We start from the raw sequence: 13,836 nt of genomic DNA, 5'->3' as shown, positions 1-13,836 counted from the left end.
CGGATGGCGAAGGCTATCGTTGCAAGCGAAGGCTTGCCGGCCCAGGGAAGCGCCGCGGGGGGCACAAGGCTGCCCCGGCTTCGCCGCTTCCTGGCCCCGGCAATCGTGCTGATGCTGCTCAACGCCGTGCTGACGACGAACCTGTCGTTCGGCGCGGTGCCGACACTGGATACGATCCGCGTGGCCATATTCATCGATTTGCCCGGCAAGTATCAGCTGCGGACCGCCTCCGCGACGTTCTCGTCGGCGGCCGGCCTGTCGGTCGGCATGCGGCAGCCGGACGGCGTCCTTCCCGTGTTGCATGCCGGCGCGGGCGAACCGGTTCGGGTGAGCCTGGACGGCTACAGAGTCCGCCTGCTGACGACGGAGAGCGCCGCGGCGGCCTCCGCCCTGCTGCAGAAACTGCAAAGTCTGTCCGGCAGCGGTTCGGCCGCAATGCTGCAGCTGTCGGGCAAGGCGGTCTATGTGGTGGAAGAAGGCGCTTATCCGACGCTCGCGGAAGCGGAAGCCGCGCTGGCGAAATGGCGGTCGAGCCCCGATCTGCAGCCGCACCTCGGCGGCGCCGCGCCTTCGCTGGCCGGTCCGGCCCACCTGGATGCGGGAAGCTATGCGACGCTTGAAGAAGCGCGGAAGGCCGCGCAGGCGCTCGCTGACGCGGGGCTGGAAGCCTATGCGGCGGCGGCAGCGGGGGCCAAATCCGCGGAGTACAGGGTGCTCGTCGGCGCGGCAACCGGCGCAGCCGGCCTCGATGCCGTGCAGGCAGCCGCCGGCGGCTCCCTCGCGCCGTTCACGCCGGACAAGCCTTACCTGCTGCTGCGCGACGGCTATGAAGCGGGCGGCACGCGGTCGAGGCATATTCTTGTCCCGGTTGACGGCTCCGTCAAGGTGTGGCTGCAGCCGTCCGGAAACGGCACCGGCATCAAGCTTGAGGAACGCTATGGACGCACCTATCGGGGCGCATTCGAAGCGACGGCCCTCAATCAGCGGCTGGCGGTCGTGAATGAGCTGCCGTTCGAAGAGTACCTGTATTCGGTCGTCGGCGCGGAAATGCCGGCTTCCTGGCCGGCCGAAGCGCTCAAGGCGCAGGCCGTCGCCGCGCGCAGCTATGCGCTCTTCCAGGGGTTCGGCTTTCAGATTGCGCACGTAGTCGACAATACATACAGCCAGGTGTACGGCGGCATCGGCACGGAGAAGCCGCAGACGAGCGCGGCGGTCGACGCGACGCGCGGCGAGGTGCTCATGCATAACGGGCGGATCGTCGAGGCGCTGTTCTCGTCGAGCGCAGGCGGTGTGACGGCGGATGCCGCCGAGATCTGGGGGAACAGCGTCGCGTATCTCGGCAGCGTGCCGAGCCCGGACGAGCTGTCGGAGAACGGGCTGTATCGCTGGCATCGCGTTGTCCTGCCGGACGGCCGCAACGGATACGTCCGGGAAGATCTGGTCGCGGACACCGGCGAGCGGACGACCGCGGGCAGCAAGGTGCTCCGGGTCACCGGCGACGGCGTGGCGATCCGGCCGATACCGCTCATTCAGAGCGACGTCGAGCCGGTTGCCCGCGTCGATGCGGGAACGCGGGTGGTGCTGCTTGAGACCGTCGTGCAGTCCAACGAGATGTCGTGGATCAGGGGACCGTTCACGCCGGCGCAGCTGGCGGAGTCGATGAAGGGCAGGTCCGCGACGCCGATCGAAGGCGAGATCCGCACGCTCGAAGCGTCGAAGCGCGGCCCGTCCGGACGCGTCACGGAATTGCTCGTGAACGGCAAACGGTATGATGTCCGCACACCGGACACGCTTCGTTCGGCGCTCGGGGGACTTCCGAGCACCCGGTTCGAGATCGACGAGACGGGCCGCGTGGCCATGCTCGGCGCAAGCGGAGAGCTGCGCGAGCGCCCGTTCGAGAACGGCGCGGTCTACATGACCGGCGCTTCGGGCGAGACCGTCAAGCTGGACACGAACAATATGTACATCCTGAGCGGAGACGGCACGATCCGCGCCGCCACCGCCGAGCCGGCGTTCCGCTTCACCGGCACCGGCAACGGCCACGGCGTCGGGCTGTCCCAGTGGGGGGCGCGCGCGCTTGCCGAGCGCGGGTATGACTATCAATCGATTCTGAAATACTATTTCAAGAATGTCACCATCGAGAAGGAAGGTTAACGCGGTGTTCGCGCACGAATTCGATTTTGAACTTCCCGAAGAACTGATTGCGCAGACGCCGCTGCCCGAACGGACGGCTTCCCGGCTGCTCGCGCTCGATCGCGAGACCGGAAGGATCGACCACGGCACGTTCACCGATTTGAAACGTTACCTCATGCCCGGCGATACGCTCGTGCTGAACGATACGCGCGTATTGCCGGCGCGTCTGCACGGGATCAAACCGGAGACCGGGGCCCGCGTCGAACTATTGCTCTTGAAGCAGCTGGAAGGCGATCGGTGGGAAACGCTGGCCAAGCCGGCGAAGCGGATGAGGCCCGGCACCGAGCTGGTCTTCGGCGAAGATGAAAACGGTGCTCCGCTGCTGCGGGCCGTTGTGCTTGAAGCAGGCGAATCGGGTTTTCGAACGGTCGAGTTCCGTTATGACGGCATTTTTCAGGAACTGCTGGACCGGCTGGGCGAGATGCCGCTGCCGCCTTATATCCGCGAGCGGCTGGACGACCGTGAACGCTATCAGACCGTCTACGCCAGGCGGGAAGGATCGGCGGCCGCGCCGACGGCGGGGCTGCATTTTACGCCCGCGTTTCTGGACGAACTGCGCGCAGCCGGCGTCCGCACCGCGTTCCTGACGCTGCATGTCGGCCTCGGCACGTTCCGTCCGATGACGGCCGAGCGCGTCGAAGATCACGTCATGCACGCCGAGTATTACGAGATCGGCGCGGAGACCGCCGCGCTGCTCAACGAGACGCGGGAGCGGGGCGGGAGGATCGTTGCGGTCGGCACGACGTCCGCGCGGACGCTCGAGACGGCGGCCGCCAGGTTCGGCCCCGGAAAGATCGAGGCGTGCAGCGGCTGGACGGACATTTTTATTTATCCCGGATACAATTTTCTAATGGTTGATGCGCTCCTGACGAACTTCCATCTGCCGAAGTCGACGCTGGTCATGCTCGTGAGCGCTTTTGCGGGTAGGGACAAGATTATGGAGGCGTACCGCGAGGCGATCGAGCGGAAATACCGGTTCTTCAGCTTCGGCGACGCCATGTTCATATACTCGAATGGGAAGCGATAACGTGGCAATAAAGTACGAACTGATCAAAGTCTGCAAACAATCCGGCGCCCGGCTCGGCCGGGTGCATACGCCGCACGGCTCGTTCGACACGCCGGCGTTCATGCCGGTCGGCACGCAGGCGACCGTCAAGACGGTGAGCCCGGAAGAACTGAAGGCGATGGATGCGGGAATCATCCTGAGCAACACGTACCACCTGTTCCTCCGTCCGGGCCACAAGCTGATCGAGCGGGCGGGCGGTCTGCACCGGTTCATGAACTGGGACCGCGCCATTCTGACCGACAGCGGCGGATTCCAGGTGTTCAGCCTGAGCGCGATGCGCAAGATCAAGGAGGAAGGCGTCGAGTTCCGCTCGCATTTGAACGGCGACCGCCTGTTCCTGTCGCCGGAACTCGCGACCGAAATCCAGAATGCGCTCGGTTCCGATATCATGATGGCGTTCGACGAATGCCCGCCGTATCCGGCCGACTATGACTACGTCAAACAGTCGGTCGAGCGGACGAGCCGCTGGGCCGAGCGCTGCCTGAAGGCGCATGCCCGTCCGGACGATCAGGGGCTGTTCGCCATCGTGCAGGGCGGCATGTACGAAGATTTGCGCCGCCAAAGCGCGGCTGATTTGACATCCCTTGATTTCCCGGGGTATGCTATTGGAGGGCTGAGCGTAGGGGAACCAAAAGATGTCATGTACGAAGTGCTTGACTATACGGTTCCGCTGCTGCCGGCCGACAAGCCGCGGTACCTGATGGGCGTCGGTTCGCCCGACGCGTTGATCGAGGGCTCGATCCGCGGCATCGATATGTTCGACTGCGTGCTGCCGACGCGCATTGCGCGCAACGGGACATGCATGACAAGCCGCGGCCGGCTGGTTGTGCGCAACGCCCGATACGCGGAGGATTTCGGTCCGCTCGATCCGGCCTGTGACTGCTACACGTGCCGGAACTATTCCAGAGCCTATATCCGGCATCTGATCAAGGCGGACGAGACGTTCGGCATCCGCCTGACGACGATTCACAATCTTCATTTCCTGTTGAAGCTCATGCAGGACGTTCGGCAAGCGATAATGGAAGATCGGCTGCTCGATTTCCGCGATCGGTTTTTCGCCGAGTACGGCCTGTTTGACAATGACAAAGGGTTCTAGAGAGGAGGAGCGGTTATGTGGTTGGCCACGACTTCCAATACCGGGGGCGGCAGCATCTGGGGGCTTATCTTGCCGTTCGTGCTGATGTTTGCGGTCTTTTATTTCCTGCTGATCCGGCCGCAGCAGAAAAAGCAGAAACAGCGCAATCTGATGCTCAGCCAATTGAAGAAAGGCGACAAGGTCACGACGATCGGCGGTCTGCATGGCACGATCGTCGAGCTGACGGACGACACGGTCGTGCTGCGCGTCAACGATACGGTCAGAATGACGTTCGAGCGCAGCGCCATCAATACGGTCGTCGAATCGGCGCCGTCGGCTGACTCCTGATACCGGCGTACATCATGGCGAAACCCTCTGCCCGCACGGCAGAGGGTTTTTTCATGACAAGGAAGAGGTCGGCGATTTCCCGGATGGCGTCTATTTCCCGGGCAATGGTTCGGCAGACGCAAAGCAACAGCCCTACGAAACTGTGCGAACGGACTATCGTCGGGTGCCGACGCCGAACATGCCGCCGATCGTTCCGGCGCCTGCCGCGGCCGCCAACAGGTACAGCGATTCCAGACTGAGCGGCGCGTCCGCTGCGAGAAAACCGATCACCAGCACGATCAGCGCATAGACAACACCGAGCAGGAGGCCGCTGTACCAGCCCTTTTGCCCGGCTCGTCTTCCCGTCGTGAACCCGCCGGCCAGCGCGGAAATGCCGTGTACCAGGAGTGCCAGGGTCGGCAGCGCCGTTTCCTTGAGCCCGCTGTAGCGGAGCAGGAGCGAGAGCAGCAATGCGCCCGTGCCCAGCCAGAGGATCGACGCGAACAAGCCGTAGAGCAGCGGCAGCCGGCCGCCGGACCGCGTCACCGTTCGGATCGGTTCCATCGTTCATCCCTCCCCGGACCGTCATCTGCGATTCTGCACAGTTTGTACACTTTATGCGGGACAAGCGGAAATAGAACATGGATTGTCGTTTTTGATCTGGAAGAAAGAGGATGCGAGCGTGGACGAAACAGGAAATGTTGCGTTATAATCGATGGGATTTCGGCTGGATGAACAGGGGGGAACCCGATTGGTTCAACAAGTCGCGTCTGAAACGGCCTTCACGCCGGGTTGGCAGGTGATCGCGGCGGTCGTCGTATTTCTTGTCGTCTATGCGGTCATTATTACAGAGAAAATGAGCCGCGCGGCCGTCGCACTGACCGGAGCCGTCATCGCGGCGCTTCTCGGCGTCGTCGGTCTTGAAGAGGCTTACAGCGTGCATGTGTCGTGGAGGATGCTGTTTCTGCTGGTCGGCATGATGCTGCTGTCCGGCATGGCAAGCAGGTCCGGTGTCGTTCAATTTGCGGCGATGAAAGCGGTACAGCGGGTAAAAGGGTGCCCGCTCAAAATGCTGGTCATCCTGACCGTTGGGACAGCCGTCGGCTCGGCGCTGCTCGACAATGTGACGACCGTGCTGCTCATCGTGCCGCTTACGTTCTTGGTCACACGCGTGCTGAAGGTCAGTCCGATGCCTTACCTGACGGCGGAGATCATCGCCGTCAATGTCGGCGGCGCCGCCACGATGGTCGGCAGCCTTCCGAACATGATGATCGGCGGGGCGAATCCGCACCTGACGTTCAGTGACTTTCTCGTTCATGCCGGACTTGTATCGTTGCTGATTCTGATTCTGACGGTGTCTCTGCTGGCCTGGCTCTATCGCAAGCAGCTTTCCGCCGGCAATGCGGAGCGGAAGGAACTGCTCGCGATTGACGCCGCCGGCGCCATTCAGGACCGTAGGCTGGCGCTGAAGACGGTGATCGTGCTCGGCCTGACGGTCATCGGGCTCGTGCTGCACGGACCGCTCTCCGCATGGACGGGCGTGCGCATCGAGGCAGCGACGGTGGCGATGGCGGGGGCGACGTTGCTCATGCTTGCCGGCCTGAAGGGCAAAGCCGTCGATGAAGCGCTGGACAACGTCGAATGGCGAACCGTCGTGTTCTTCGCCGGCCTGTTCGCGGTGGTCGGCGGCCTGGTCGAGACCGGCGTCGTCGGAAGGCTGGCGACGATGGCGCTGCAGCTCGCATCGGGCGACATCGGCTATTTTTCGATTCTGGTGTTGTGGTTGTCGGGCATGGTGTCCGCGACGGTCGACAACACGCCGTTCGTCGCGGCCATGATTCCGCTGGTGCAGGAGTTCGGCGCCCAAATGAATCTGACGGATCCGGAGGCGCTCAATCCGGTCTGGTGGTCGCTTGCGCTCGGCTCATCGCTCGGCGGGAGCGGCACGCTGATCGGCGCGGCGGCCAACGTCGTCGTGGCCGGCATGGCCGCCCGGGAAGGAAAGGAACTTTCCTATCTGGACTACCTGAAGATCGGTGCGCCGGTTGCGCTGCTGTCGCTGGCCGTCTCCACCGGCTATATCTGCCTTTTCCTGTTGTAACGTCAGGCGGGGCATCCACATATTGAACCCCCTGCTTCCGCATGCGCGTTCCGGCAGAGCGCGCATAATACGGATACCGATCGGACGGGAAGACGGATGCGGGGGGAGGAGCGGCTGCCGTGCAGGAACTCGGCCATATCGTGCTGCGAACCGTGATAATGTATTTTGTCGTGCTTGCGGTGATGCGGATCATGGGCAGTCGGGAGATCGGCAAGCTGTCGGTCTTCGACTTTGTCGTCTCGGTCATGATCGCCGAGATCGCGGTCATCTCCATAATAGAGCCCGACAAAGCGATGATGCATGCGCTCGTGCCGCTGGCCGCGCTGCTAACCATTCAGGTCGGAACGTCGCTCATTCTGCTGAAGTCCAGGAAACTTCGGCTCATGTTCGACGCCAAGCCGCAGATCGTCATCGAGAAAGGGCGGCTCAACCGCGATGTGATGCGGAAGCAGCGCTATACGCTCGACGATCTGATGGTGCAATTGCGCGAGCAGCAGATCGCCTCGGTCGGGGATGTCGAGTTCGCCGTCCTGGAGCCGAACGGCAAGCTGTCGGTCATCAAGAAGCAGGAAGCGGAAGGCGGCGGGACGGAGCCGGGCACGGAGAAGCAGGAAAAGGCGCAGCAGGACCATGCGTCCGGGACGGTGCGGTTCCCGCCGAAATATCGGTTCGAGACGCTGCCGGTTCCGCTCATCATGGACGGACAAGTGCTCGAGGAAAATCTGGAGAAGCTCGGGAAGAACCGGTTCTGGCTGCGGAGCGAGCTGCGCTCGCGCGGCATTTCGGACGTCAAGGACGTCTTCCTGTGCACGCTCGACCATCGGGGCCGGCTGTTCGTCGACGCCGCCCGGAAGCCGCAGCCTTAGCAAGCGGGCGGCGGTACGCCATCGGCATCAGATTTTTCATGCGGGCCTTGAGGCGGCGGCCATCAGCGGAAAATACGGCCGATGAACGGAATGCGGACAACGTCATGCCGGTCGATCATCCGCATCAGAACCATGAGCAGCAGGTAGACGACGGTGCCGGCGGCGAGGGCCAGCAGCAGGTTCATCCATTCGGCGGGCAGCAGCCAGCGCTTCATGACGAACAGGGAAGCGGCGCCCATGACGGTCATGGCGGACCCGACTTTTACGAAATCGGGCAGCTTCATGGTGAACCCGATCGCCCGGGCGACGCCGATGCCGTGAAGCGCGGTGACGAGCACGATGTTGACGATGATGGCGATGAGCGCGCCGTAGATGCCGAGATCCGGCCGCGATGCGAGCAATACGATCAGCGTCAGTTTCACCGCTGCGCCGATGAAGGTATTCGTCAGCGCCACGCCCGGCTTGTCGAGCGATTGAAGGGCGGCTTGCAGCGGAGCCTGGAGATAGATGAACAGGGCGGCGGGAGCGAGCATCCGCAGCATCGGCGCGATCTCCGCATGATCGTACAGCAGCCGGCAGATCGGTTCGGCGAACAGATACATGGCGACGGCGAACGGCGCCCCGGCGACGAGGGCGATCCGTGTCGACTGGTGCAAACGTTTGTGGATGAGCGCCCGGTCTCTGCCGGCCGCGGCTTCGGACAACGAAGGGACGAGCGAGACGGCCAGCGAATAGGTGAGCGCGGTCGGCAGCAGCGCGACCGGCATGATCATGCCTTGCAGCGCGCCGTACTGGGCGGTCGCGATGCCGGTCGCAATGCCCGCCGCCGCCAGGCTCCGCGCGGTAAAAATCGATTCGAACAGGTAGGAGAGCGAGCCGACCAGCCGGCTGCCGGTGACCGGAACGGCCAGGCCAAGCAGCCTGTGCAGCGCCGGGAACGGACCGCCGGCGACGGCGCCTTCCGGGGCGCGTCCGGCTTGCCTGCTCCGTACATACTGGACCAGAAGCACGACCAGGCCGAACGATTCACCGGCCACGACGCCCATCATCGCGCCGGCGGCAGCCCATTCGAGTCCGTAAGGCAGCAGCGCAGCGGACAGAAGCAGCACGAACGCGATGCGGACCACCGTCTCGGCCACCGTCGATACCGCCGTCGGCATCATGTTGTGACAACCCTGGAAGTAGCCGCGAAACACGGCCGACACGGCCGTGATCGGCAAGACCGGCAACATCCACATGAAGATGGTGTACACGCGCGGATCGGTGAGCACCCGGGTCGTTACCCACGGCGCGGCCAGTGCGGCAAGGCCGGCCAGCAGCGTGGACAGTACGATGGCGAGCGTCATGGCGGTGCGGAAAATTTTTCGTTCACCGTGGATATCGCCGATCGAGCGCGCTTCCGCGACCCATTTCGCGACGGCCAGCGGAATGCCGCCGGTGACGATCGTGACGAGCACGGACATGAACGGATAGCCGAGCTGATACAGCCCGACGCCTTCCGCGCCGATGATGCGCGGCAGGGCGATGCGGGGAATGAAGCCGAGAATCCGGTTGATGATGCCGGCGGCGAGCAGAATCATGGCGCCTTGAATGAACGTTTGCCTTGTCACATGAGCATCCCCCTCTGCATGCGGCGAGTCCCTTGCGGACTGGCCCTATTCCATATCTATGCGGCCTGTCCGGCGGCATGCCTGAAGCCGATCGGCCGCATCCGGCAGGAATTCGGGGACGCGGGGGCGAATAGATGTTGTAACCGCGAGCGTGGCGACAGGGAGGTACGGCACATGACGGAAGATGAACTGAACGCGATGATCGAGAACCTCTGCCAGAGCAAGGCGGAGGAATTCCGCATGCTGGGCTATGAGGATGTGACGGGCCGGGACATCTGGGAATGCGTGAGCGAGAACTATCACAAGACGGGCCAGCCGCCGCTTCATCGGGTGGTCAACGATATTTTGTCGCTGAAGGTGACGCAGTTCATGAATTACGTCACGCTGGGCGCGTACCGCGGAATGCGTTTCTGAGAAAGAGAACATGCGAATCGATGATGGCTCCCGCGCAAACGGCGGGAGTCTGCTGCTTGGTGGACGGGAAGGGACGCCTCCCGGAGCGGGCCATCCGGCCCGGGAGACGGCCCGTCCGTTTTGACTTTCCAAAATCGGCATCGCTATAATGGGGATGTCAATGCGCAACAAGATCCATGAGGGCCGAATCGGCCGCTCCATGACGGAAGGGTGACGAAGTGTGGGAGAGCCGGTATTCGGCAGACGTAACGCGGCAGGAAGCGGCGTCCGCTGGACCGCTTCCGCGGTGGCGCTGATTGCGGCGGCGGGGGGGCTGGCGGCCGGAAGCCACGCGCTGCTGGCCGAAAGCCTGCGGCAGGCGGCCGGATCGGCGGCTTCGGCGCTGCAGTCCGGCGGGCGGCCTGCCCGTTCCGGAGCGCCGGCGACGCGGCGCGACGCCGCGGTTGTGCTGCTGCCGGTTGTCGCGGCGGTTGCCGGCATTGAACTGGTTCTTTCGGCGATCCGCATCGTGCGGGAGGACGCGTATGCCGCGCCGCATTGGTCTGTCCTGATCGCCATCCCGATTTTGTGGGCGATCCGGGCGGCGTTGGAAGTGCCCGGTCGAAGGCGGGCATATGACGCGTATCTGTCCGCTCTCGCACTGCTCGGCTCGGCCGCCGCAACAGGCAGCATCCGCCTGGGCGAACCGGCGCTGGCGGTGATGGACGAAGCGGCGGGATGCGCAATCGGCGCCGCGATGGCCCTGCAAGGTTTCCGCAGCGCGCTGCGCGCGCTCGGCAACAGCGTGCAGTCCGGGTTGGGCGAAGCCCAGCTTGCCGCGATGCGGGCCGCCGTGCGCAGCGTGGACGGCGTGATCGAAGTGGAATCGTGCCGGACGCGGGAGCACGGGCATTATGTGATGGTGAACCTGACGATTCGGGTGAATCCGTTCATCACGGTGTACGAAGGACAGGAAATCGGCCGCCGCGCCCGGGAAAGACTGCTTGCCGCGTTCCCGTATGTGCTGGATGTGCGGGTCAAGGTGGAGCCGTATGACCGCGGCTATCCCTACAAGGTGCACGGCGATGCGCGGCAGGACAATGTGCCGACGCTGCTGCAGTAATGCGGGCGGACAGCGAAAAATCCGGCGGCGGTATGCTGCGAACTGGAAAGCGGGAATGATGAATGCTGAAATCAATGAGCCGCTGGATTGTGGAGCGGCTCGCCCATGAAGACGAAGCGGCCGCGCAGCGAATCGCTGGCGCCCTTGGACTGAAACCGCTTGCGGCGCGGCTGCTGGTCAGACGCGGCTTGCGGGACGCGGACGCGGCGCGCGCGTTTCTCGAAGGCGGTCCCGAGACGCTTCATGATCCGTTCGCGATGAAAGGGATGCGGGAAGCGGCGGAGCGGGTCCGCCTTGCCGTCAGCCGCGGCGATCGGATCCGGATTTTCGGCGATTACGACGCGGACGGGGTGTCGTCCACCGCGCTCGCTTCGCTGCTGCTTCGGGAACTGAACGCCGAATTTGACCATGTCGTGCCGCACCGGACGCTGGAAGGCTACGGACTCAGCGTGCCGGCGGTCGAAGCGGCCGCGGCGGCCGGGATCGGCCTGATTCTGACGGTGGACAACGGCATCAGCGCGAATGAGCCGATCGCTCGTGCGAAAGAGCTCGGCATCGACGTCGTCGTGACAGATCACCACGAACCGCCGCCGACGCTGCCGGAGGCCGCTGCCATCGTCAATCCGAAGCAGCCGGGCTGTCCCTATCCGTTCAAGGGACTGGCCGGTGTCGGCGTTGCGTTCAAGCTGGCGCACGCGCTGCTCGGGCGTCCGCCGCTCGAATGGACGGAATTGGCGGCGCTCGGCACGATTGCGGATCTGATGCCGCTTGTGGACGAGAACCGGTTCATCGTGCGCCACGGACTTGAGCGGCTGCGGCGGACGGACCGGCCGGGGCTGCGCGCGCTGGCTTCGGTGTGCGGATTCGATCCGGTGACGGCGACCGCCGAATCGATCGCATTCGGCATGGCGCCCCGCATCAATGCCGCGGGCAGGCTCCGGCACGCGGATCCGGCCATCGTGCTGCTGCTGACGTCCGACGAATCGGAAGCCGCCGCCTGCGCGGCGGAACTGGATGCGCTGAACCGCGAGCGGCAGCGGCTCGTGGACAGAATGGTCGAGCAGGCCGAAGCGATCTGGGCGGACAAGGTCCGGGCGGCGGAAGCGGCCGGGAAGGACAAGCCGGGCGTCATCATCGCCGCGGCGGAAGGCTGGAACGTCGGCGTCGCCGGCATCGTCGCCTCGAAGCTGATCGAGCGGCATTACCGGCCGGCGATCGTGTTCGACATCGATCCGGAGACCGGCACGGCCAAAGGCTCGGCACGCTCGATCGCCGGCTTCGATCTGCACGCCGCGCTGACGGCTTGCGCAGATCTGCTGGACCACTACGGCGGCCATCAGGCGGCGGCCGGCATGACGCTTCAGGCGGACCGGCTGCCGGAGCTCGAGGCTCGGCTGGACGGGCTTGCCGCCGAATGGCTGACGGCGGAGGATTACATACGCAAGACGGAGATTGATCTGGTCTGCGCCATGGATGAGGCGACGCTCGCGGCGGCCGAGCAGTTGAAGCTGCTCGAGCCGTACGGCCACGGCAATCCGCGCCCGACGCTGCTGATCGCGGACGTTCCGGTGCGGAGCGCGCGGACCATCGGCAAGGACGGGCGGCACCTGCATATCACGCCGCAGGGTCCGCCGGGAACGACGTTCGAAGCGGTCGGCTTCGGACTCGGCGAATGGGCGGCGCGGATCTCGGACACGGCCCGGGTGGATCTGGTCGGCGAGCTGAACATCAACGAATGGAACGGCCGCCGCAAGCCGCAGCTGCTCGTGCGCGATCTGCGCGTGAGCAACGTGCAGCTGTTCGACGGCCGCGTCCGGCGGGCCGGGGCGGGCGGCACGGCCGGCAGGCTGGACCGGCTGATGGAGCTCGGCACGCGCGGCATCGCGGCGGAACCGGCGGCGGTGTTCACCGCCGATCCGGCCTTGCGCGAAGCGGCCGCCGCGGGCGCGGCGGACAGAGCCGGCGCATGGATCGTCCGCGGCTACGACGACGGGGACGAGGCCCTCGGCGAATGCCGTTCGATCGTGCTGATTGATCCGCCGCCGAGCGAAGAACGGCTGGCCGCGATTCTGGAGGCGTGCCGGGAGCCGGCCGCGGTCTATGCGCTGTACGAAGTGCAGGATGCGCACGATCCCGACCGCAGCGCATTCACCGCGGCCTACCGGCTGCTGCGCGATACGATCACGGAACCGGTCCTGCCGGAGGAAGCCCGCGCCCTGCTCGGACGGAAGCTGGCGTTTCCGCCGGAGCTGGCGGATCTGGTGCTGAACGTGTTCGGCGAGCTGGGATTCATCGAGTCCGAAGGAAGCCGAATCCGGCTCGCGATGAATCCGGCGAAACGCAGTCTGGAAGAATCCGCGGCCTACCGGGAGGCGGTTCGCGCCGCCGAAGCAAGACGGTTCTGGTCTGCGCCGGCCGCGGAGCTGGCCGCGTGGATCGAGCGTAAGGCACCGGCATGCCGGGAATTTGGACAGGAGCCGAACATCCGGCTGCAGCCGGCCGGAGCGGCAATTCCACAAGGAGGATAAACAAAACATGAATTTCAAGGACTACATTCGCGTCATACCCGATTTCCCGCAGCCGGGCATCCGTTTCAAGGACATCACGACGCTGCTGAAGGACGCGGAAGCTTACCGGAAAGCCGTCGAGACGATCGCCGACAAGGTGCGGCATCTGAATGTCGATCTGATCGCCGGTCCCGAAGCGCGCGGTTTCGTCGTCGGCGCGCCGCTTGCGCTCATGCTCGGCGTCGGCTTCGTGCCGATCCGTAAATCAGGCAAGCTGCCCGGCGAGACGGTCGAAACGTCGTACGATCTCGAGTACGGCAGCGACAAGCTTGCGATTCACAAGGACGCGATCAAGCCCGGCCAGCGCGTGCTCGTGGCGGACGACCTGCTGGCGACCGGCGGCACGATCGCGACGACCGTCAAGCTCGTCCGGATGCTGGGCGGCGAAGTGGCCGGCGCGGCGTTCCTGATCGAGCTCGGCTATCTGAACGGACGGGAGAAGCTTGAAGGGCTGGACGTTTACTCGCTCATGACGTATTGAAAAGATGGTACCCCCGCATTCCGATGAACAGGCG

General features: G+C 64.6%; 12 protein-coding genes. 10 read left to right on the top strand and 2 right to left on the bottom strand.

Annotation, left to right across the window (positions count from 1 at the left end; all coding sequences use genetic code 11):
- Positions 1 to 3: 3 nt before the first annotated feature.
- The 4 genes from THECO_RS12265 to yajC are packed head-to-tail and all read left to right on the top strand — an operon-like array spanning position 4 to position 4,682.
- Entirely contained in the window at positions 4 to 2,154 is a 2,151-nt protein-coding gene (locus tag THECO_RS12265; protein WP_015255365.1) for a SpoIID/LytB domain-containing protein, read from the top strand.
- Between the two features lie 4 nt (positions 2,155 to 2,158).
- Positions 2,159 to 3,220 (top strand): tRNA preQ1(34) S-adenosylmethionine ribosyltransferase-isomerase QueA, encoded by a 1,062-nt coding sequence (gene queA / locus THECO_RS12260; RefSeq protein WP_015255364.1) that lies wholly within the window; start codon positions 2,159 to 2,161, stop codon positions 3,218 to 3,220.
- Positions 3,207 to 4,355 (top strand): tRNA guanosine(34) transglycosylase Tgt, encoded by a 1,149-nt coding sequence (tgt, locus tag THECO_RS12255; RefSeq protein WP_041853897.1) that lies wholly within the window; start codon positions 3,207 to 3,209, stop codon positions 4,353 to 4,355. The genes queA and tgt overlap by 14 nt, the downstream gene beginning before the upstream one ends.
- A gap of 15 nt (positions 4,356 to 4,370) precedes the next feature.
- On the top strand, positions 4,371 to 4,682 hold the full coding sequence (yajC, locus tag THECO_RS12250) for a preprotein translocase subunit YajC (protein WP_015255362.1): 312 nt from the start codon (positions 4,371 to 4,373) through the stop codon (positions 4,680 to 4,682).
- Between the two features lie 153 nt (positions 4,683 to 4,835).
- Here yajC and THECO_RS12245 read toward each other — a convergent pair whose 3' ends face one another.
- Entirely contained in the window at positions 4,836 to 5,225 is a 390-nt protein-coding gene (locus THECO_RS12245; protein ID WP_015255361.1) for a TIGR04086 family membrane protein, read from the bottom strand.
- Between the two features lie 187 nt (positions 5,226 to 5,412).
- Here THECO_RS12245 and THECO_RS12240 point away from each other — a divergent pair, with 187 nt between their 5' ends.
- Positions 5,413 to 6,762 carry an ArsB/NhaD family transporter gene (locus THECO_RS12240; protein ID WP_015255360.1) on the top strand — a complete coding sequence of 450 codons (1,350 nt, stop codon included), beginning with the start codon at positions 5,413 to 5,415 and terminating at the stop codon, positions 6,760 to 6,762.
- A 119-nt stretch (positions 6,763 to 6,881) separates the two neighbouring features.
- Positions 6,882 to 7,628 (top strand): YetF domain-containing protein, encoded by a 747-nt coding sequence (locus tag THECO_RS12235; protein ID WP_015255359.1) that lies wholly within the window; start codon positions 6,882 to 6,884, stop codon positions 7,626 to 7,628.
- Between the two features lie 62 nt (positions 7,629 to 7,690).
- Here THECO_RS12235 and spoVB read toward each other — a convergent pair whose 3' ends face one another.
- Positions 7,691 to 9,238 (bottom strand): stage V sporulation protein B, encoded by a 1,548-nt coding sequence (spoVB, locus tag THECO_RS12230; protein WP_015255358.1) that lies wholly within the window; start codon positions 9,236 to 9,238, stop codon positions 7,691 to 7,693.
- A 174-nt stretch (positions 9,239 to 9,412) separates the two neighbouring features.
- On the opposite strand from spoVB, the gene THECO_RS22020 reads away from it, so the two are divergent.
- From THECO_RS22020 to THECO_RS12210, 4 genes are all read left to right on the top strand, one after another.
- Complete coding sequence (locus THECO_RS22020; RefSeq protein ID WP_015255357.1) at positions 9,413 to 9,652, top strand: post-transcriptional regulator; 240 nt, start codon at positions 9,413 to 9,415, stop codon at positions 9,650 to 9,652.
- Between the two features lie 220 nt (positions 9,653 to 9,872).
- Positions 9,873 to 10,754 (top strand): cation diffusion facilitator family transporter, encoded by an 882-nt coding sequence (locus tag THECO_RS21720; protein WP_015255356.1) that lies wholly within the window; start codon positions 9,873 to 9,875, stop codon positions 10,752 to 10,754.
- A 62-nt stretch (positions 10,755 to 10,816) separates the two neighbouring features.
- Positions 10,817 to 13,282, top strand: a complete 2,466-nt coding sequence (gene recJ, locus THECO_RS12215) for a single-stranded-DNA-specific exonuclease RecJ (protein WP_015255355.1) — start codon at positions 10,817 to 10,819, stop codon at positions 13,280 to 13,282.
- A 7-nt stretch (positions 13,283 to 13,289) separates the two neighbouring features.
- Positions 13,290 to 13,802, top strand: a complete 513-nt coding sequence (locus THECO_RS12210; RefSeq protein WP_015255354.1) for an adenine phosphoribosyltransferase — start codon at positions 13,290 to 13,292, stop codon at positions 13,800 to 13,802.
- Positions 13,803 to 13,836: the final 34 nt, after the last annotated feature.

This window comes from Thermobacillus composti KWC4 (assembly GCF_000227705.2).
In the GTDB taxonomy this organism is placed as follows: Bacteria; Bacillota; Bacilli; order Paenibacillales; family Paenibacillaceae; genus Thermobacillus; species Thermobacillus xylanilyticus.
This window is presented reverse-complemented; position numbering and strand designations above follow the sequence as displayed.